Below are 20,023 nucleotides of genomic sequence, written 5' to 3'. Positions count from 1 at the left end.
TTGTCTGAATTCAGCAGTATAATCACTTTCCATAAAGCATTATACGCCGGCAGCACAAGCTGTACGGAGAAGGTACGTTATTACCTCGACCGTATAGCTCAGTTAGAACACTTGAATGCCTTCCTGGAAGTATATGAAGAGGAAGCCCTGGAGAAAGCACGCGAGCTCGATACCCGCCTCAAAAACGGGGAAAAGCTGGGCGCACTTGCAGGCGTGGTGGTAGGTATTAAAGATGTGATCTGCTATAAAGGCCATAATGTAAGCGCCGCTTCCCGTATACTGGAAGGGTTCACTTCCCTGTTCTCTGCCACCGCCGTCGAAAGATTGCTGGCAGCAGATGCTATTATCATCGGTAATCTCAACTGCGACGAATTCGCAATGGGGTCTACCAATGAAAACTCCGCCTATGGCCCCACCCTGAATGCACTGGATAATACCCGGGTACCAGGCGGCTCCTCCGGGGGCTCTGCCGTAGCAGTACAGGCAGATTTGTGCCAGGTAAGCCTTGGCAGCGATACCGGTGGATCTGTCAGGCAACCGGCCGACTTCTGCGGCATAGTTGGCCTGAAACCCACCTATGGACGTATTTCCCGCTACGGGCTCATCGCTTATGCTTCTTCATTTGATCAAATAGGCATTTTTGGCAAGAATATTGCCGATGTGGCGTCGGTTCTACAGGTGATTGCTGGGCCGGATGAGTTTGATAGCACTGCTTCCCAAAAAGAAGTACCAGATTATAAAGCAGACCTGGAAAACAATAAAACATTCAAATTTGCGTATTTAAGAGATGCACAGTACCACGATGGACTGGACGCAGAAATGAAGAACGGCTATATTGATTTCTTTGAAAGTTTGCAGTCTTTAGGTCATACGGTATCAGGAAAGAGTTTTGAATACCTCGACCATGTAGTTCCGGCGTATTATGTACTCACTACAGCAGAAGCTTCCTCCAACTTATCCCGGTTTGATGGGGTAAAATATGGACACAGAACCCCTGAAAAGAACCTGGACCTGACAGAATTTTACAAAAAAAGTAGATCCGAAGGGTTCGGGAAAGAGGTAAAACGTCGTATATTACTGGGGACTTTTGTGCTGAGTGCAGGCTATTATGACGCATATTATACTAAGGCACAACAGGTTAGGCGTCTTGTAACAGAAAAACTCAACGATATATTAGAAGAATACGACGCCATTTTAATGCCAACTGTGCCATCCACAGCATTTAAATTAGGGGAGAAAACTGATGACCCTATAGCTATGTACCTGGCTGATATTTATACGGTACTGGCAAATCTGGCAGGGGTTCCGGCTATATCCGTTCCTTTGTACCGGCATTCAAACGGGATGCCATACGGTGTACAGATCATCACAAAGAAGTTTAGCGAAGCAAACTTGTTACATATAGCGCATCAATTGATGGCTAAGGAACAGGTTACTGTTGTTTAAAATAAATTGTATGAGAAAAATCTTTTTACTACTGCTGTTGCCAGCAACAAGTTTAATGAGTGTGAGTGCAATGGGGGGCAATAGCAATCCTAAAGAGATGGCGTATCCGGTATTTTCACCTGATACCTCTGTAGTAAAGCTGAATCACAAGGTACGTTTACCAAAAGATACCGCTTTATTACCATCGCCAACGTCCGTGGCAGTGAAGAAAGCCGCTCAAAGCCTGCCTAACACCATTCGCAGCGCGAAAGTGTATGAACAGATCAACAATAACCTGGTTGCCGGTTACGTGAGTAACTATGCCACCCGGTATAGTCAGCATCTGCAAATCATGATCGATAAAGGACAACCCTATTTCAATATGATTGAAAAGGTGTTCCGTGATAATGGTATCCCCGAGGAAATGAAATACCTCGCAGTAATCGAATCCAGCTTTAATACCAATGCCCGCTCAAGAGTAGGTGCAGTAGGCGCCTGGCAGTTTATGGCCGGAACCGCCCGCATTTTTGGTTTAAGTGTAGGTAAGAAAATAGACGAAAGAAAAGATTTCTATAAATCTACCCTGGCCGCCGCCCAGTTCCTCAATCAGCTGTATGCACAGTTCGACGACTGGTTACTGGTAGTTGCCGCTTACAACTGCGGTGCAGGTGGCGTTCAACGTGCTATCAAGGCCAGCGGACGTACCGATTTCTGGGGCATGCAGTATTTCCTGCCAGCCGAATCACGTAACCACGTTTACAAATTCATCGCTACCGGTTATATCCTCGATAAGTTCAATAACTTCTTCGGTGTAAGTGAAGATAACACCATCACCGTAAATGTACCAGTAGCAGATAACCTGTCTGCTCCCGTTGCAAGAGGCCCTTTAACAGAAGATGAAATCTTCAGTACCGTTGAAATCAATGTAACCGGCAAATACCGCCTGGAAGCAATTGCAAAGAAACTGGACATGAACCTGGCCCAATTAGACCGCTTCAACCCAGGCTTCTCCAAAGCAATGGCCAGCGCCGAAAATAACTACGACCTGCGCATCCCGAAAGAAAAGATGAAGCAGTTCATGGCAGAAAAAAATGAAATGCTGAAAGAATCTGTTCAGATGACCCTGGACGATAAAGCAGTAGGAGTGGATAAATCCAAATTCCCGCCGCCGGTGAGAATGGCAGAAAAGAATACATCTGCAAAAAAGGCGACCACCACTACCAGCAGCAAAAAGCATTATTCTTCCAAAAAGCATCATTATACCGCTAAAAAGAAGACAACTGCTAAAAAGAAAACTACCACAAAGAAATAATCACCCGCAAGGGTATATGAAATAAAAAAGGAGACCGCTGATTATCAGTGGTCTCTTTTTATTTATAATGGCTCCGTATCAGGTAGTGAGCAGCCCTTTGCGTTTTTCACTGAAAGCTACCAGGTCCAGCAAAGGGCCGGTCATAAGAGTGGTGGACAGCGCCATCAGCACCATCATGGCAAATATCTCCGGCGATAAGATCCCCAGGTCGAACCCGATATTCAATACCACCAGCTCCATCAATCCGCGGGTATTCATTAATGCGCCAATGGAAACCGACTGCCGCCAGCTTTGCCCCATTAAGCGCGCAGTAACAGTGCTGCCGCCAAATTTTCCCGCCACGGCCACCAGCATGATCATTCCGAATACGACCCACAGATCGCCCTGGTTCAATAAACCGATATGTGTTCTTAAACCGGTATATACAAAGAAGATAGGGAGCAGCAATAGTATGCTCACATCTTCCAGTTTATCTGTCAGCAATTGTTTGATATTGGTGCCATGAGGCATGATCACGCCCGCCAGGAACGCACCAAACAAGGCATGAATCCCGATCACTTCCGCTATCCATGCAGATATCAGCAGCATGAAAAATATCAGGGATACTGCTGCTTTCTGATGGCCTTTCGCCATCTGCGCCTGCATGAATCTGTTTAGCCAGGGCCGTACCACCAGCAACATTACCGCTACAAATACAATCGCCAGCAGAATGGTCGCCAGCGCACTCACAATCCCTCCGGCGTTCACAATAGCCACTACTACTGCCAGGATACACCAGGCAGTAACGTCATCGGCTGCAGCACAGGTAATCGCCATAATGCCCAACGGTGTATTGGTTAACTTCCGTTCCTGTACAATACGGGCCAGCACCGGGAAAGCGGTAATGCTCATAGCGATGCCCATAAACAGCGCAAAAGATAAAAAGCTGACATTGGCAGGAGCAAACCGAGTAAAGAGGAAATATGCCAGCCAAACGCCGAGGAAGAAAGGGATAATAATACTGGCATGACTGATCATCACCGCATCGTGCGCTTTGTTCCTGATTTTACTGATGTCCAGCTCCATCCCTACAATAAACATAAAGAAGGCAAGCCCTATCTGGCTAAGGAACTGGAGGTTTTTCAATGAATCTGCAGGAAATAAAAAACCGGAAAACGACGGAGCCACCCAACCCAGCAGGGAAGGACCCAGCAATACACCGGCAATAATCTCGCCCACCACAGCAGGCTGCCTCAGTTTATTGGCGACTATCCCGAATACCCGTGCGGCCAGCATGATCAGGATGATTTGCAACAGCAACAGTCCCAGCGGATGTTTCAGATTTTCCAGGTAACGCCACCAACTGCCGGTGGCCGTAGCTGCCGCTGCCGGAGCAGGAGGAATAACGGTGTGCGGATTCATCGGTAAAGATTGTCCCTTCTGAAGGATCACCCAGATCAGCGTCGCAAAAATGCCAATAATCACCGGGTACCAGAGAAACCGTTTATTCATGACAGGAAATATTAATGGTTAACTGCAAGATATAAAAAAGCAAAAAGCTATTACAGAGTGGGCCGTTGCAGTAGATTAAATCTCTGCATACGGTTATCGCTGTAATAGCTTATTTATGGGATATATCGGCCGGGTGCTTAGCTGATAGCGGCAATACCTGGCAGTTCCTTTCCTTCAAAGAACTCCAGCAATGCGCCACCACCGGTAGAAACATAGCTTACTTTATCTGCAATACCGAACTGGTTTACTGCTGCCACTGAGTCGCCGCCGCCTACCAGGGAGAAGGCTCCTCTGGCGGTAGCGCTTACAATAGCTTCCGCCACGCCTTTGGTACCAGCCTGGAAAGCCGCCATTTCAAATACGCCCATTGGTCCGTTCCATAAAATGGTATTGGAGGCAGCAATGGTTTTGCTGAAAAGGGCTACAGACTTAGGTCCTATGTCGAGGCCCATCCATCCGGCAGGGATGTTGTCGTTGGAAACTTCCTGGGTATTCGCATCTGCTGCAAATTTATCCGCTGCAATAGAATCAACCGGCAGTAACAGTTGCACGCCTTTTTCCTTTGCTTTGGCCACCAGTTCATTTGCCAGGTCCAGTTTATCATTTTCGCAGAGGGAACTGCCAATTTCCTTGCCCTGGGCTTTCAGGAAAGTGTAGGCCATACCACCACCGATGATCAGGTTGTTAGCGCGGTCCATCAGGGTTTCGATGATGAGGATCTTATCGCTTACTTTAGCGCCGCCCAGTATTGCAGTAAAGGGGGATGCTGCATCGTTGAGTACTTTTTGTGCGCTGTTTACTTCTGCTTCCATCAGTAAACCGAACATACGGTTTTCAGGTGCAAAGTATTGTGCGATTACTGCGGTGGAAGCATGGGCACGGTGAGCTGTACCAAATGCATCATTTACATAAACATCGCCCAGTTTAGAGAGCTGTTCAGCAAATGCGGCATCGCCTTTTTCTTCTGCCTTGTGGAAACGCAGGTTTTCCAGGAGCAGTACTTCGCCCATCTGCAGGTCGGCTGCAGCTTTTTCAGCCACAGGACCGGTGCAGTCTTCAGCGAATTTCACGGTTACGTCGCCCAGTAAAGAAATGAGGTGGTATACCAGGTGTTTTAAGGAGTATTTATCAGTAGGACCATCTTTCGGGCGACCCAGGTGAGACATCAGGATAACGGCGCCGCCATCTTTCAGGATTTTCTGGATGGTAGGAACTGCTGCACGCATACGGGTGTCATCCGTGATCTCGAACTTATCATTCAAGGGTACGTTGAAATCCACGCGGATCAAGGCTTTGCGGCCATTGAAGTTATAATCAGAAAATTTGCTCATAATGTGTCAATTTAAGATAACGAGAAGGGGTAAATTAAAAAACCGCGGTACCAACAGCGCAAAGCTAGTATATAACCAGATGAATCTGGTCAGTTGCTGCTATGGTGTAGTTCCGCGGAATTTAAAGACTCCCGGCTTACACCGGGAGTACCTGTCATAATTTATTATTTGCTGATCAGACCGGCGAAGTACTTTACAGTACGAACCAGCTGAGATACATAGCTCATTTCGTTATCATACCAGGAAACGGTTTTAACCATCTGGTGCTCGCCAACAGTGAGTACTTTGGTTTGTGTAGCATCAAACAGGGAACCGAAGTTAATACCGATGATGTCGGAGCTTACAATTTCATCTTCAGTATAACCGAAAGATTCGTTGGAAGCGGCCTTCATGGCGGCATTTACTTCGTCAACAGTTACTTTTTTATTGAGGATGGTAGTCAGCTCAGTTAAAGAACCGGTAATGGTAGGAACACGCTGTGCGCTACCGTCCAGTTTGCCTTTCAGTTCAGGTAATACCAGGCCGATAGCCTTTGCAGCACCGGTACTGTTAGGTACGATGTTGGCAGCAGCAGCACGTGCACGGCGCAGGTCACCTTTTGGATGTGGGGCATCCAGGGTGTTCTGGTCGTTGGTGTAAGCGTGAACAGTGGTCATTAAACCGGTAGCAATACCGTAAGTATCCTGCAGAACTTTCGCCATAGGAGCGAGACAGTTGGTAGTGCAGGATGCGCAGGAAATAACTGTTTCGCTGCCGTCCAGGATTTCGTGGTTTACGTTGAAAACGATCGTTTTCAGATCACCTGTAGCAGGAGCAGAAATAACAACACGTTTAGCGCCGGCAGTAATGTGAGCGGCAGCTTTATCCCTGTCAGCAAAGAAACCGGTACATTCGATCACTACATCGATGTTATGCTCTTTCCAGGGAATTTGAGACGGATCTCTCTGTGCATATATCTTCACATCTTCACCGTTCACATTGATTGCGCTTTCGGAATGCTTAACGTCTGCATCGAATCTACCCTGTGCTGAATCGTATTTCAGCAAATGCGCCAGCACGTTGGGGCTGGTGAGGTCATTGATAGCTACCACATCAATGCCGGGCATTTTGTAAATCTGGCGGTATACCAAACGGCCGATACGACCGAAACCATTAATACCAATTTTGAGAGTAGTTCCCATTTTACATCGTGATTTGAGTATGAAAAAATCGAGAGCGAATTTACAATCAATACCCTTATTAATCAATATAATTTTAGGTTATGAAAATATTTTTTGGAATTTTAAAATAACGTCCTACATTTGCAATCCGAAAATGATGCGCCGCGTTGGTCAAGGGGTTAAGACGCCTCCCTTTCACGGAGGAGTCACGGGTTCGATTCCCGTACGTGGTACAAAAAAGGGTTCTTCTGTTTTGAAGAACCTTTTTTTATTTTTAGTCTTTCTTACCCCCTAAAGAAGCTTACTCCTCGTTGAATCCGTCAACCCGTCTTTATGCAGCAACACCGAGAGCCCTTTCATTTTCATATAAGGAACGCTCAGGTAGATAAACCCGTGGTTTCCGGCTTCGGGGCCCCATGAATTTTTTGCTTTATAATAGATGTTGCCGTACTGGTCTTTCAGTTTGCCGGTAATATGCACAAGGTGATCGTCTGTGGTACTGAAATCCTCAAAGGAAGATTGGCGCATTTCCTGGGAAACTTTTTTCTCCGGCCTGGCTTCAGTAAGTATAAGCTCATTGTCTTCCTGCTTTTCGGGCAATACAGCTAATCCTGCAGTAAATGTAGGCTCGGTACCATCCAGGTCAAGGGCCAGGGAGAACCCAGCGTCGATTGCATGGTCTATGTTTTCCATAAATTCATTAAGGGGAAGGTTATAAAACCGTTCATTCGCCCAGTTTGCCGGTATACTCAATACGAAGGGTTTATAGAAAGGAACATGTGTGAAAGAAGTAATGGTCAGATAATTATCGGGATTTAACTGTGTGTACGCAAGGAAGCTCACAGGAGTATAAGTCTTTCCTTCATATAGAAATTCATCCGGCACTTTCCCTAAAAAACTATCCAGTTTGGACGGCACCTCTTTTTTCCATCCGGCACCCAGCTTATTGGCGGGATCGGCATATTTTTTTACGGTGCTTTCCAGGTCTTTGAACATGTTGAAATGATTGTGCTCCTTATTTCCGTTTATCAGTCCGGTATATGCTGTTTGCGGCAATAACCCGAATTCAGTTGAGCTGATAATGGGATCATGATTAAGGCCGCCTTCCGTAAAGCGCGCAGTGCCTTGCCGCAGGATAAAATTCCGGGCTTTCAGCAAATACGCACATCTTACAAAATACATTTCCGAAAGGTCAATTTTTTCTCCCTTCAACCGGATGATCTCCGATTCCAGGAAGGAAGTTGTGGCAAAACTCCAGCAGGTACCCGAGGCGTTCTGGCTGACAACCGGCAATGCCGGAACTTCTGTTAAAAGGGAGAAAACGTAGCTGCTTTTCCGTGGCTGCAACACCGCAGCCTTTGGCGGTTTGTGGTTACATGCCTGGATAACGGGCAACAAAAGCATAAATGACAGAACAAATACCGGATCTTTTTTCATAATGGATTTATAATATTTCTTTTCTTTTTTTCAGATAATAATAATACCCGGCGAAACCCAGCGACAAACTGAAGGCCACCGTGGCAACTGAAAGCCATCCGAACGGGAAGTTGCCGATCACCGTAAAGCCAATACTGGCACCGAGCAGGAGCAAAAACCATTTCATTGCATAATCTTTGCTTTCCGCACCAATCCGCAGCATCTTTTCTGCTTCAGCTGCATCCATCCCCCTGCCGATCATTTTGCTTTTAAGACGATGATTAAGCAGCATGCGGATCAGCGTTAACAAAAAACTCGTCGCTACATAAAATAACAGGATAACGATGACCGTACGGATAATCACATCGGGAATATAGGCGCCATCCGCGAGCATAAAACCGCCGTCATCAGCACGAACGGAAGCAGGACAGGCACTTAATAAGCTGACTAAAATTATTTTCTTCATCTGCATAAATTGTTTTTGAGTGGTGATGAGTCCACTTGTAATAATTAGACCTTAATGCAGTTACCAGGTTGCAACTTTATTCAAGATTTAATGCTTTGATCTTTTTCCGGTAAGCGCCATATAGTTCCATCAGTTGCATCGTCAATACGACGGATAGCAGCAGGCCCATAGTAGCTATGCCCGAAAAAATCCAGCTGATTGTATTCCAGTACATCATTAGTCCGGCAACGGGCAGGCCAATGGCTCCGAACAGCAAACTAAATAAATACCAGGCCTCCTTTCTATCAGATGCATTAATTGCAGACATTAGATCAGGAATGAGCAACTCCGTGTTGAAATCCGGCAGCGGCGCTTCCGCTTCCCTGATGTGGCTGTAGAGTGTTTGATAAGCCCTGATCTGCATTTGGCAATGGATACAATCTGCCACATGCTCCACAGGCACCGGGTCTGCAAACCCATCAAGCGCATAGCGCTGGAGCTGTTCTTCGCTTAAATGTATCTTGCTCATAAATGTTCTTTTGAATAATAATCAAGCAATCGTTCCTTCAGTATCTTTCTTGCCCGGAACAAATAATTTTTGACTGTTCCGGCAGGGAGTCGGGTAATGTTCATGATCTCATCGATGCTGAGTTCTTCTTTATGAAATAAAGTAATAAGTGTCCGATAGACAGGTGGCAATGTAGCACTGAGCTTTTCCAGGATCTCCGATCTTTCTTTTACAGAGAGTAGCTGGCTGGCATCCAGCGGCTCCCTGTTGATCTGCTGCCAGGCAATTTCGCGTAAAAGCCATTCATCATCATCATCTGGAATGTCGATCAGTTCCGGTCTGTATTTTTGTAAATGATCCAGGCAAGTGGTGTAGCTGATATGCGCCACCCAGGTAGATAGTTTGGATTGAAAACGGAATTTCGGAAGATACCTGAAGATTTTCAGGTAAATATCCTGCATCAAGTCCTTTCTGTCTGCATAGTTACTAATCATCTTAAAGACAATACTCACCACCAGTTTTTCGGTACCGCGGATCAATAACGTAGCGGCATGACGGTCACCCTCCATGATCTTTTTTATCATGTCCTTATCAGAAAGAATAGGCGGGCGTTCTGAGTACATCGTATGTATCAGACGCGGGAAGTAGAAAAAGGTTGCAGGAAACGTCAAAATATCTGTTCATCCGGTTTTTAATGCCAGTTTCCCCCATTTCTCCCGGTAATATTTAATATAAATTCATAATAATATATATATTATTTTATGTAAGATATTTATCCCGTGTTGTTCATTTTGTGCATTTTTAACCATCTTAACCATTTATTCATTTTATTCATTCATTCCCGCAACCCGCTACAACATTGATTATTACAATACTTTAGCCATACCGAACCGATATCCCGATATATTAAGCGACTAAGTATCCTTATGCGTATCCCTTTGCGTGCCGTGAATGCAATTATCAATTCCCTGTTACCTGGATCTCCCGGGCGGATATGGTATGCTGCACTGGTATGCATCATCTATTTCCCGCTTCAGATACACGCTCAAACCGGTTGCCCTGTACCTAAAGTGAGAAAGTACGTCTCCGGCCAGAGAACGGCCTCTCTTTTAGGTTGGGTGGACAATGAAACACTGGCCGCCGATGCCGATCCCGTTACCTTCTCTACACTGAATGCACCCATCCCGCTGCTGGGACTCACCTTCGCCACTCAATATCTTCGCTTCAATTCACAAGTGGCCGCCGGCACGCCCCTCAGCGTAAAAATTATTTACCCTACTAACCTCCTGGGTGCAGGGGCGTCAGCTGCTGTACAGCCCTTTATATACAACAATGGCACAGAAACAGCAGCAGGCGTATCCTCATCCGTGGGCAACCTGTTATCCCTCCTGAACGGCGCCGGTGATATGGAACTTACCTTCACGCCGAAAGACGCCGCCGGTAACCCGGTAGCCTATGATGGCGTATGGATAAAACTCTCCGGCATAGCCGGACTGGCAATGAATATGGGCGTCTATGATGCCTGGATCATGCAGGACCCTCCCGGTAACATCAGTTGCAATCAACCCATCGATATACTGGCAGGCATCCGCGGAGGCGGCGTAAATCTGCTTTCCGCTACCGGCGGCGTAGTGAATAAATGGAATGCGATCGACAATGATCCTTCCCTTACCACTTACGCGCAACTGAACACCGGCGTGCAGGTGCTGAGCCAGGTGTTTGAAACTATTGTATTTAATACGCCCGCGAAAGCGGGTGACTCGGTATACCTCGTATTACAGGACCCCGGCGGAGGGCTGCTCGACCTCAGCCTTCTCACTGGTTTCACCATACAACCCTACCAGGGAACAACACCGGCAGGAAGCCCCATCACCAACAGCAGCAGCTTGCTGAGTCTCCGCCTGTTGAGCGGCCCGGGGCAAAAGTATGTGCTGGCTGCCGCTATCCCTGCGGCCTTCGACCGGGTAGACATACAAATAGGCGGCCTCGTAGGCGCCCTCTCTTCCCTGCGCATCTATGATGTAAAAGTAGTATCGCCGGCGCCGGTGTATTCACTCACCATCGATGGTAATCTCACCCCCGGCCCAATATGTATTAAAGACGCAGATAAACTGAAATTCAATATCACCAATGCAGACCCCTGTGCAGTGTATAAATGGTACAGCACGGACAATACATTGCTATCTACCGGTAACGACTATACGCCGGTAATTACCAGCCCGGGAAATTTTACCTGGTATGTGGAAGCCATACGGAACGGATGTACTACTGTTGTCAGTAATCGTGTGCCCGTTCACGTTACAGTGGATCCCCGTCCCGGAAAACCATTACTCACCATTCAATTAAACCCTTGACATATGAAAATTGCTGCATCCGGAATGCGCCGGTCTTTCCATCCGGTTTTAATGATCCCTGTTTTACGCCGTCCTGCCGTTAAGTACCTGTTGGCAATATTTTTAGTGCTGTGTACCATCGGTGTCCACGCACAAACAACTACACTTATCAAAACACCGGCAGATCTGTCGGATAACAACGATGCATCAAAAGGTACTTCTACCTCCACAGGCACCACCTTGTTTTGTACAGATCAATCAGCGTTTACACTTACCTCCAGTTTAACCGATCCCGCTGCTGCAGGAACTCCCGTACCCTATACCAGCTGGGTATGGCAGGAGATTGATGTAAATGGGAACCCCGGCCCGCTGCCCGCAACAGCCGTACCTGTCAATGAAAAACTGAATGTAGCATCCGCCACACCCGGCTGGCACACCTACCAGGTAACTGCCGCTACGGGCGCCTCAGAGTGTCCGGCCGATCCGGTAATTTTCACGGTGTATGTGTTGCCAAACCTAACCATCGCTGCAGAAGTAGATCCGGCGAATAGCCCAAACCTTACCTATTGCGCGGCCAATGGTGCGCCCACCGGCCCGAAAGCAATCAATCTTAAAAGTACCGTAACGTTTACCACTCCGCCCCGCAAAATTACCGGGCTGAAAGACTATACAATAAGCGATTTCGAATTGAAATATGTATGGTCTAAAGAAGAAGTAGGCGTGCCCGCTTCTAAAACAGATGTAGGCACAGGTGCCGATTACACCATCGTGGAACCGGCAGTGTCCACACCCGGTACCGAGAAAAAATATAACTACAGCATAAAAGTGGTTTACACGGTGAGAGCATGCGGCGACTATACCGCTACTGCGCAATCCGGCGGCCAGCCAGCTGTGATCACTGTTACGCCTAAACCAGGTCAACCGGTTATTACTATCCAGTAATCTGTATGGGTAAAAAAATAACTGTTATCTTTTTAATCCTCGGCTGGTGGATGACTTCCGCATTGGCACAGTCGCCACCGGTCAGGTATATCATGCCCGGTCAGCAGGTAAAGCTTACCGCTACTGCTACCAACGCGCAATACTACCAGTGGTACCGCGATGGTGTGTCCATTACCGGCGCAACACTGGCGGAATATATTACCGCTACACCGGGCAGGTATACCGTAGAGGCATATAACGGTAACGACTGTATGTCGGAACCGTCAGAAGCAGTTATTATCGCCGAAATAACCGGCAGAGGACCGGATGCAGATCTGCAGATCACCAAAACTGCCGATAAGGGAAACATCCGCGTGAGCAGCACTTTCAACTACTACTTAACAGTGGTGAATAACGGCCCGGCAAATGCTACCGGCATAGTGGTAACAGATAAACTGCCCCGTTACCTGGCAATGGACCTGCTATCAGTGCCCACAATAGGTTCAGCGACCTATGAAGCAAACGATCATACTGTACTGTGGAAAATGAATGACCTGCAAAAAGGCATGACCGCTTCTTTATCCATTAAGGTAAAGGTCCTGGAACCCGGACTGGTCAACAATACGGCCACTGTTGTTGCCACTGAAAATGATAACGTATTGCAGAATAACTCCAGTACGCATCAGCTGAAAGTATTGGCATTGCATATCCCCAACGCTATTACCCCCAACGGCGATGGCGTGAACGAAGTGTTTATCATCGGCGGTCTGGAAAGATATCCGGAAAATGAACTCACTATCCTCAACCGCTGGGGCAATCATGTATTTGAACAAAAAGGATATACACAAAACTGGAACGGGAAAGCATTAAACGCAGGCACTTATTTCTACTTGCTGCGGGTGAAGGATGAAAACGGCCACTGGCAGGAATTTAAAGGATATATCAGTTTACTGAAGCCATAAACATTTACTATGTGTATGAAGAGATATTTTGTTTTCCTGGTAAGCATGTTTTGCAGCTGGCAGCAGGTGCAGGCGCAACAGGATGCGCAGTTCAGCCAGTATATCTTTAATGGCATCTATATAAATCCGGCTTATGCGGGATACCGGCAGGAACTGAATGCGCATGCGTTTTACAGGAATCAGTGGGTGGGGGTTCCAGGTGCGCCGGAAACCATGTCGCTGGCAATTGATGGTAGTTTAAATAACGAGCGTGTAGGGCTTGCCCTGCAGGTGTCGCACGACAAAATAGGCGCCCAGAGCCAGTTAGCGGCATATGGCAATTATGCATACCGTATTCCACTGGGAGGTGAAACCGGCCGGCTGGCATTTGGTATTGGCGCAGGTATCGTGCAACAAGGGCTCAATCCCCATGAGCTGGAGTTTACCAATCCCAACGAACCAAATCCTGGCGGAGCCATACAACACATGCTGTTATTCGATATCCGGGCGGGTACATATTACAGTACGGAAAACTGGTTTGTTGGTTTTTCGGCAGATAATCTTACGGCGCAGTACCAGGCAAAAAATAAACCATTGGGTCATTTTATCCCGGCGCCCAAACCACACTTTTATTTCACCGGCGGTGCGCTGCTCAGGATGAATGACGACGTATTCCTGAAACCATCTTTCCTGTTGAAAGACGACAGGGCAGGACCTACCAGTCTTGATCTGAATATGTTTGTATTACTGAAGGAACTGGTTTGGCTGGGTGGCGGATATCGTACAGCAGTGGAGCTGTATAACAAGCCGGCTTTGCAGCAGGGCCTTGCTAAACCGGGGGCGGTAATAGCAATGACGGAAGTATTTGTGCTGCCGGAATTAAGAATAGGATATGCCTTTGATTATGCTTTAAATAAATACCGCACCTACAACAACGGCACACACGAAATATCTGTTGGATATTATTTTAAGAGAATGGATAATGCAAAACGGACTTCTCTGCGACAGGTGAGATGTTCTTATTTTTAACCTTCCTTTAGCTATCTTTAAGTAATAAGTCTCCGGGTATGAGAAAAAAGAAAGTTGCTTCATTGCTGGTAAGCATGCATCCGCTACAACGGGTGCTGGTGAGTTTAGGGTTCACCTTTGTGGTGTTTATTATTTTTTTATTACTGAAGATAGAAGTACATCCGCTGGTATTGTCTGCCCTCTTATGGAACATCTTTGCCATTTCCTATATCTCCACCGGCTGGATCGTTTTTTTTAACCGTACCATAGAGGAGATCCGTACATGGGCTAGGATCGACGACGGTAGCAGCACCTATGTTACTTTAACCGTGCTGCTCGCATCTGTGGCGAGCCTGGTGCTGGTGTTGTTAATGATGTTATCAAAAGAGCTAACGGGTCTTTCAAAGATCCTGTATCTCCCGGTAGCCGTTTCCGGTATGCTGGCTTCCTGGACAATGGTACATACCACCCTCACTTTTCATTATGCCCATCTGTATTACGACGATGCAGAAGACGACAATACGAAACAGGCGGAAGGGCTGGAGTTTCCTAAAGAAAAAAAGCCGGACTATATCGACTTCGCCTATTTTGCCTTCGTGATCGGTATGACCTTCCAGGTATCAGATGTGGATATCACCGGCAGATTGATCCGCCGCACAGCGCTGGCACATGGCTTACTTTCCTTTTTGCTGAACACGTTTGTGGTAGCATTAACGATAAATTTAATTGCAGGATTGAAGCAATAAGTGCCGCCTGATTACCGTGTTATTCTTCATAATCTTCTTACCTTTGATAAAGAATCGGGAAAAAAGTTTTGGTTTGTAAAACATTTTCCTATCTTTGCAATCCCAAACGAAAAATGCCGCGTTGGTCAAGGGGTTAAGACGCCTCCCTTTCACGGAGGAATCACGGGTTCGAATCCCGTACGTGGTACTAGAAAAAGGACTTCTGCAAAGAGGTCCTTTTTTATTTCAGCCATTTTATTCTCTTGCCGCGGTGAAAGTTTTGCTATAGGATAGCCTCCTGCAACAAATTCACAACAACATTTTGTACATTTATTCCAACAGCACTCCTTTCCCTGAAACTGAAATGATTAACGGTCATATAAAGGCGCACGCCCAACAATGGCAAAAAATAGTCAGGTATAGTTTTTACCTGCTATGGATGCTATTGTCCCTCACCGCCGCCAATGCCCAGAAACGGGAACCCGCCAGCTACAACTTCACCCACCTCGATATCAGCAACGGCCTCGCCAGCAACCACGTATCCGCCATTATGCAAGACCGGAAAGGGTTTATATGGATTGCCAGCACCGCACTGCAACGCTATGATGGTAGCAACCTTGTAACTGTAGCCAGTTTCGACCGGGTGCCCGGCTCCATCTATTATGATGATATCTGCCTCTGCGAAGATAAAAAAGGCCGCATCTGGATGGGAACACCCGATAATATTCGTGTATACGACCCCGTTACAGACAAGGTAAAAGCCATGCTGGTAGCCGACAGGGACGTTCGCCCGGAAGGACTGCAATGCAGCCAGATCCTCGAAGATCACGATGGCGTAATATGGGCCACCACCCACGACGGACTACTACGCTTCAATGAAAAAGCGCTTAATTTCCAGAAAGCTGCCATCATCCCCGAAGCAGACCGCATCCAGATGATGGACGCCATCATGGAAGATGAAAGCGGCAACCTGTGGATCAGCGGAAAACACGGCCTGTACATCCTGGACCGCCAACGGAAAAATTTATACAGCTCCACCAACAACCCGCAGCAACTGCCGGTACTCAATATCGATAATACCTTCAAGAAAATATTCACCGATCCCTATCACCAGGTATGGCTCGCCGGCAGGCACGGACTCTTATATAACTACGATCCCACCTCCCGTCAACTCACACACTATACCTTCGAGGCGCCCGGTGGTAAAAAGGATAATGAAGATTATGATGCCATCTTCGACCTGGTAACCGACAGCGATAATAACCTCTGGATTGCCACCGAAAAAGGCGGCATACTCCGCTATAACCGCGAACTGAAACGCTTTGATCTGAACATCATCGCCAGCAATTCAGCCCCCAAAGGATTTCACTACACCTACGAAGCCAATTGCTTTCTCAGCGACCGCGAAGGCCACCTGTGGATAGGCACCGATCTGGGAGTAAATATCCTCAGCCTCCACAACAAAACATTCCGTATCCTCGATAACAGAACCACTTTCCCCAATACCACCCAACACCTGCCTGCAACAGAAGTAACAGGCATTTTTCAGGCTTCCAACGGGGATGTATACGTAGGATACTGGGGTAAAGGCTTCAGCCGCTTAAACGCCAACCTGGAGCTGATCCGCAACTATGTGCACAACGACGGGGAACCCGCATACACCCTGCCGGAAGAACGCGGACTGGTATGGACCTTTGCCGAACTGAAAGACGGCACCATCCTCGTCGGACAGGAAAACGCATTCCTCTCCCTGTTTAATCCCGCTACCGGGAAATTCACAAAACATCTCACTTCCCCGGTACTTTACGAACAAACAATACTCAACCTGAAACCACAACACGACACCACCGTTTGGATCGGACTATACAAACGCGGACTTGCCAGCTGGAACCCGCAGCAAAATACTTTTCAACATTATCATGAAATAGTAGATTCTTTAAAACGCCCCGTTTCTGTAATGAATATCGTTCCGGAAGGCGACTCCCTCCTGTGGCTCGGCTCCAGCAGCGCAGGTCTCATACAGTTCAACACCCGCTCACGCCGCATCACACACCGCCAAACCTTTGAACTGGATGCAAAGAAATACAACAATATCACAAGCCTGCGCCGTTTTAACGATACCACATTACTGGCCGGCACCGATCATGGCCTTTGGATTTATAACACACTGCGGCATACCTATAAGCCGCTCCTCATCAACACTAATCTGTTCGATCAATGGATACTGAGCATGGAAGAAGATGGCCCCGGCAAAATATGGTTCACCACCCAATACGGATTCTATCGCTACCACGTGGTGGCCGACCGGCTGGAAACATTCATCCAGGGCGACGATATCATCGATAACACCCGCAAGGTAAGACGCCGCATCGTGAAACTGAATGACGGCGATCTCCTCGTAGGCGCATCGGATCATATCGTGGCTTTTGATCCCGCCAGCCTGCGCGTAGCACCACCGCCGCCGGATGTTACCATCGTAACCCTGAAAGCACTCGATAGTATTGTGCTGATCCATGCCGCCCTGCAAGACAGTCTACCGGTTACCCTCAGCTATAAACAAAACTTTATCAGCATAGAGTTCAAAAGCCTGCAATACCACGAAGAAAAGATCCGCTACTACTATCAGCTGGAAGGAGTAGACGAAAACTGGGTGCTTACAGATAATATCCTGGTAGCAAAATATACTAACCTGCCTCCCGGCAACTATACGTTCCGCGTGCGTGCCGTAAATACCGCCGGTACCTTCTCGGAGCATATCAGCACACTGCAGATCTTGATTAAACCGGCCTTCTGGCAAACCTCCTGGTTCCGGCTATTGTGCCTGCTGCTGGCCGTTTCATTGGTTTATCTCTATTACAGGTTGCGCATTGCAGGTATAAAAAAAGAAGCAAAACAACGGGAAGCCATCCAACAACAAATTGCCCAACTGGAAATGAAAGCGCTGCGCGCCCAAATGAACCCGCACTTTATTTTTAATGCACTGAATTCTATCCAAACCTTCATGATGAAAAGCGAAACAGAACAGGCCCTGGCCTACCTGAGCCGCTTTGCAAAACTGATCCGCAACGTACTCGATAATTCACAACTCAATAACACTACGGTAGCCCAGGAAATCAGCGTACTGGAAAACTACATGGAACTGGAAAAACTCCGCTTCAGCGACGAATTTGAATACGAGATCATTGTCGATCCTGCACTCGACGCCAACATGGTGGACGTGCCCACCATGATCATCCAGCCATTTGTGGAAAACGCCATCTGGCACGGTTTACTGCACGATAAAGGAAAAGGTAAAGTAACCATCACCTTCAAAAAGGTGGATGACCGCATTTTATGTACCATAGAAGATAACGGTATCGGAAGAGAAAAATCTGCAGCAATGAAGCGCCTGAGCAAACCCCGTCATCAATCCCGCGGACTCCAAATTACGCGCGACCGCCTCTCACTGTATAACAGCCGCTTTAATGTGGATGCCAGTTTTGATATCGAAGACCTGGCAGATGAAGAAGGGAAAGCACTGGGAACAAGGGTGAACCTGTGGTTCCCGTTTGTGGAAGAATAGCCAATGGGAAAACGATCCGCTTTCCCATTGGCTGAATATTTTTATGCGAGGCCGGTTTCATAATGCCGCTCCGGTATTTCAATATCCAGGAAGCCTTTTTTAATCAGCCATGCCCTGAAGATTTGTTGCACATCATACTCCCCATGTACCAGGAAAAGTTTTTTCACCTCTTTCGGATGCTGGCAAGCCAGCCACTGGCTCAGATCTTCATAGTCGCCATGCGCACTCATAGAACGGATCACGCCAACCGCCGCATTTACTTTGAAACGGGTACCATAAATAGATACCTCTTTGGCGCCACGCATCAGCTTACCACCCAGCGACTGCGGCTCGCAATAACCAACAATAAGAATGGTATTACGGGCATTGTCGATGTTATTGGCAATATGATGCTTCACACGCCCCGCTTCTGCCATGCCCGATGCTGAGATGATCACACAAGGCTCCCGGCGGAAATTCAGCGCTTTGGATTCATCTACCGTTTTGATATAATGAAGACCGGGGAAGTCGAACGGATCATCGTCCTTTTTCAGGATATTAGCTACCTCCCTGTTAAACACTTCGGGATGCGCTTTGGTAACAACAGTAGCTTCTGTGGAAAGCGGGCTGTCCACAAAAATGTCAACCCTCGGCAGCTTACCCTTCAACTGCGCATTGTTTAACGCATACAACAACTCTTGTGTACGCCCAACACTGAAAGCAGGAATGATCAGCTTCCCTCTTTTTTCCACACAGGTTTCCTTGATATGCCGCAGCAGCTCATCATCAGCGGGAGCGGCATCTGCATGTAACGTGCTGCCGTAAGTAGATTCTATCAGGATATAATCTGCCTGTGGAAACACCTCCGGCGATTTCAGTATCGCATCATTATAGCGGCCAATATCGCCGCTGAAAGAGAGCTGTTCTGTTTTACCATTTTCTGTAATACGCAGGTGTACAGCTGCGGCGCCCACAATATGGCCGGCATCGGTGAACATCAGTTGTATATCCTTGTCAATAGGCGTCCATGTATTGTACCCCATAGGTTTCAACCGGTCGATGGACAGTTTCGCATCGTCTACACTATACAACGGCTCAATAAAAGGAAGCCCTTCTTTCGCCATTCTTTTATTGGTGTATTTCGCATCATCACGTTGTATTTCGGCGGAGTCGAGCAACAGTATTTCCGCCAGATCGCGGGTAGCAGGCGTGCAGAAAATATCGCCTCTGTATCCAAGTTTCACGAGTCGCGGTATAAGGCCGGAATGGTCAATATGTGCATGCGACAGCACCATGTACGTTACTTCCTGCGGGTCAAATCCAAAGTCCCTGTTAAGGGAATCTGTTTCATGACCCATGCCCTGGAACATGCCACAATCCAATAAAATCTTTTTGCCATTCTTAAGTGTGATCAGGTGTTTTGATCCGGTAACAGTGCGCGCAGCGCCATGAAATGCAATTTTCAT

At 47.3% G+C, this 20,023-nt stretch carries 16 protein-coding genes and 2 tRNA genes; 10 read left to right on the top strand and 8 right to left on the bottom strand.

Annotation, left to right across the window (positions count from 1 at the left end; genetic code table 11):
- Positions 1 to 1,446, top strand: coding sequence for an Asp-tRNA(Asn)/Glu-tRNA(Gln) amidotransferase subunit GatA (gene gatA, locus ACMXI2_RS25100; protein WP_483778700.1), 1,446 nt, complete (start codon positions 1 to 3; stop codon positions 1,444 to 1,446).
- 10 nt (positions 1,447 to 1,456) lie between these two features.
- Positions 1,457 to 2,737, top strand: coding sequence for a lytic transglycosylase domain-containing protein (locus ACMXI2_RS25095; RefSeq protein ID WP_483778699.1), 1,281 nt, complete (start codon positions 1,457 to 1,459; stop codon positions 2,735 to 2,737).
- Positions 2,738 to 2,815: 78 nt separating this feature from the next.
- Here ACMXI2_RS25095 and ACMXI2_RS25090 read toward each other — a convergent pair whose 3' ends face one another.
- The 3 genes from ACMXI2_RS25090 to gap form a co-directional block, all read right to left on the bottom strand.
- Positions 2,816 to 4,228 (bottom strand): cation:proton antiporter domain-containing protein, encoded by a 1,413-nt coding sequence (locus ACMXI2_RS25090; protein WP_483778698.1) that lies wholly within the window; start codon positions 4,226 to 4,228, stop codon positions 2,816 to 2,818.
- Between the two features lie 137 nt (positions 4,229 to 4,365).
- Complete coding sequence (locus ACMXI2_RS25085; RefSeq protein WP_483778697.1) at positions 4,366 to 5,559, bottom strand: phosphoglycerate kinase; 1,194 nt, start codon at positions 5,557 to 5,559, stop codon at positions 4,366 to 4,368.
- 164 nt (positions 5,560 to 5,723) lie between these two features.
- Complete coding sequence (gene gap, locus ACMXI2_RS25080) at positions 5,724 to 6,740, bottom strand: type I glyceraldehyde-3-phosphate dehydrogenase (RefSeq protein ID WP_483778696.1); 1,017 nt, start codon at positions 6,738 to 6,740, stop codon at positions 5,724 to 5,726.
- A 140-nt stretch (positions 6,741 to 6,880) separates the two neighbouring features.
- On the opposite strand from gap, the gene ACMXI2_RS25075 reads away from it, so the two are divergent.
- A tRNA-Glu gene (locus ACMXI2_RS25075) sits at positions 6,881 to 6,952 on the top strand.
- 58 nt (positions 6,953 to 7,010) lie between these two features.
- Here the strand turns inward: ACMXI2_RS25075 and ACMXI2_RS25070 are convergent.
- The 4 genes from ACMXI2_RS25070 to ACMXI2_RS25055 all read right to left on the bottom strand — a co-directional run bounded on the left by ACMXI2_RS25070 (position 7,011) and on the right by ACMXI2_RS25055 (position 9,672).
- Positions 7,011 to 8,156 carry a C1 family peptidase gene (locus ACMXI2_RS25070; protein ID WP_483778695.1) on the bottom strand — a complete coding sequence of 382 codons (1,146 nt, stop codon included), beginning with the start codon at positions 8,154 to 8,156 and terminating at the stop codon, positions 7,011 to 7,013.
- Positions 8,157 to 8,163: 7 nt separating this feature from the next.
- A complete protein-coding gene (locus ACMXI2_RS25065; RefSeq protein ID WP_483778694.1) occupies positions 8,164 to 8,601 on the bottom strand; it encodes a hypothetical protein in 438 nt (145 codons plus the stop codon).
- 76 nt (positions 8,602 to 8,677) lie between these two features.
- Positions 8,678 to 9,109 (bottom strand): hypothetical protein, encoded by a 432-nt coding sequence (locus ACMXI2_RS25060; protein WP_483778693.1) that lies wholly within the window; start codon positions 9,107 to 9,109, stop codon positions 8,678 to 8,680.
- The gene (locus ACMXI2_RS25055) at positions 9,106 to 9,672 is read right to left on the bottom strand and encodes an RNA polymerase sigma factor (protein ID WP_483778692.1); all 567 of its coding nucleotides are present in this window, start codon (positions 9,670 to 9,672) and stop codon (positions 9,106 to 9,108) included. The genes ACMXI2_RS25060 and ACMXI2_RS25055 overlap by 4 nt, the downstream gene beginning before the upstream one ends.
- A 342-nt stretch (positions 9,673 to 10,014) precedes the next feature.
- Here ACMXI2_RS25055 and ACMXI2_RS25050 point away from each other — a divergent pair, with 342 nt between their 5' ends.
- The 7 genes from ACMXI2_RS25050 (at position 10,015) to ACMXI2_RS25020 (ending at position 18,578) form a co-directional block, all read left to right on the top strand.
- Complete coding sequence (locus ACMXI2_RS25050; RefSeq protein ID WP_483778691.1) at positions 10,015 to 11,442, top strand: immunoglobulin domain-containing protein; 1,428 nt, start codon at positions 10,015 to 10,017, stop codon at positions 11,440 to 11,442.
- Between the two features lie 3 nt (positions 11,443 to 11,445).
- The gene (locus ACMXI2_RS25045; RefSeq protein WP_483778690.1) at positions 11,446 to 12,363 is read left to right on the top strand and encodes a hypothetical protein; all 918 of its coding nucleotides are present in this window, start codon (positions 11,446 to 11,448) and stop codon (positions 12,361 to 12,363) included.
- A 5-nt stretch (positions 12,364 to 12,368) separates the two neighbouring features.
- Positions 12,369 to 13,304, top strand: coding sequence for a T9SS type B sorting domain-containing protein (locus tag ACMXI2_RS25040; RefSeq protein ID WP_483778689.1), 936 nt, complete (start codon positions 12,369 to 12,371; stop codon positions 13,302 to 13,304).
- Positions 13,305 to 13,319: 15 nt separating this feature from the next.
- On the top strand, positions 13,320 to 14,312 hold the full coding sequence (locus ACMXI2_RS25035; protein WP_483778688.1) for a PorP/SprF family type IX secretion system membrane protein: 993 nt from the start codon (positions 13,320 to 13,322) through the stop codon (positions 14,310 to 14,312).
- A gap of 38 nt (positions 14,313 to 14,350) precedes the next feature.
- Positions 14,351 to 15,037, top strand: coding sequence for a DUF1345 domain-containing protein (locus tag ACMXI2_RS25030; protein ID WP_483778687.1), 687 nt, complete (start codon positions 14,351 to 14,353; stop codon positions 15,035 to 15,037).
- Positions 15,038 to 15,152: 115 nt separating this feature from the next.
- Positions 15,153 to 15,224, top strand: a tRNA-Glu gene (locus tag ACMXI2_RS25025).
- A gap of 114 nt (positions 15,225 to 15,338) precedes the next feature.
- Positions 15,339 to 18,578 (top strand): ligand-binding sensor domain-containing protein, encoded by a 3,240-nt coding sequence (locus ACMXI2_RS25020; RefSeq protein WP_483778686.1) that lies wholly within the window; start codon positions 15,339 to 15,341, stop codon positions 18,576 to 18,578.
- 41 nt (positions 18,579 to 18,619) lie between these two features.
- Here ACMXI2_RS25020 and ACMXI2_RS25015 read toward each other — a convergent pair whose 3' ends face one another.
- Positions 18,620 to 20,023, bottom strand: a complete 1,404-nt coding sequence (locus tag ACMXI2_RS25015; RefSeq protein ID WP_483778685.1) for an MBL fold metallo-hydrolase RNA specificity domain-containing protein — start codon at positions 20,021 to 20,023, stop codon at positions 18,620 to 18,622.

The sequence above is a fragment of the Chitinophaga sp. G7 BAM 1005 genome (assembly GCF_057126945.1).
This window is presented reverse-complemented; position numbering and strand designations above follow the sequence as displayed.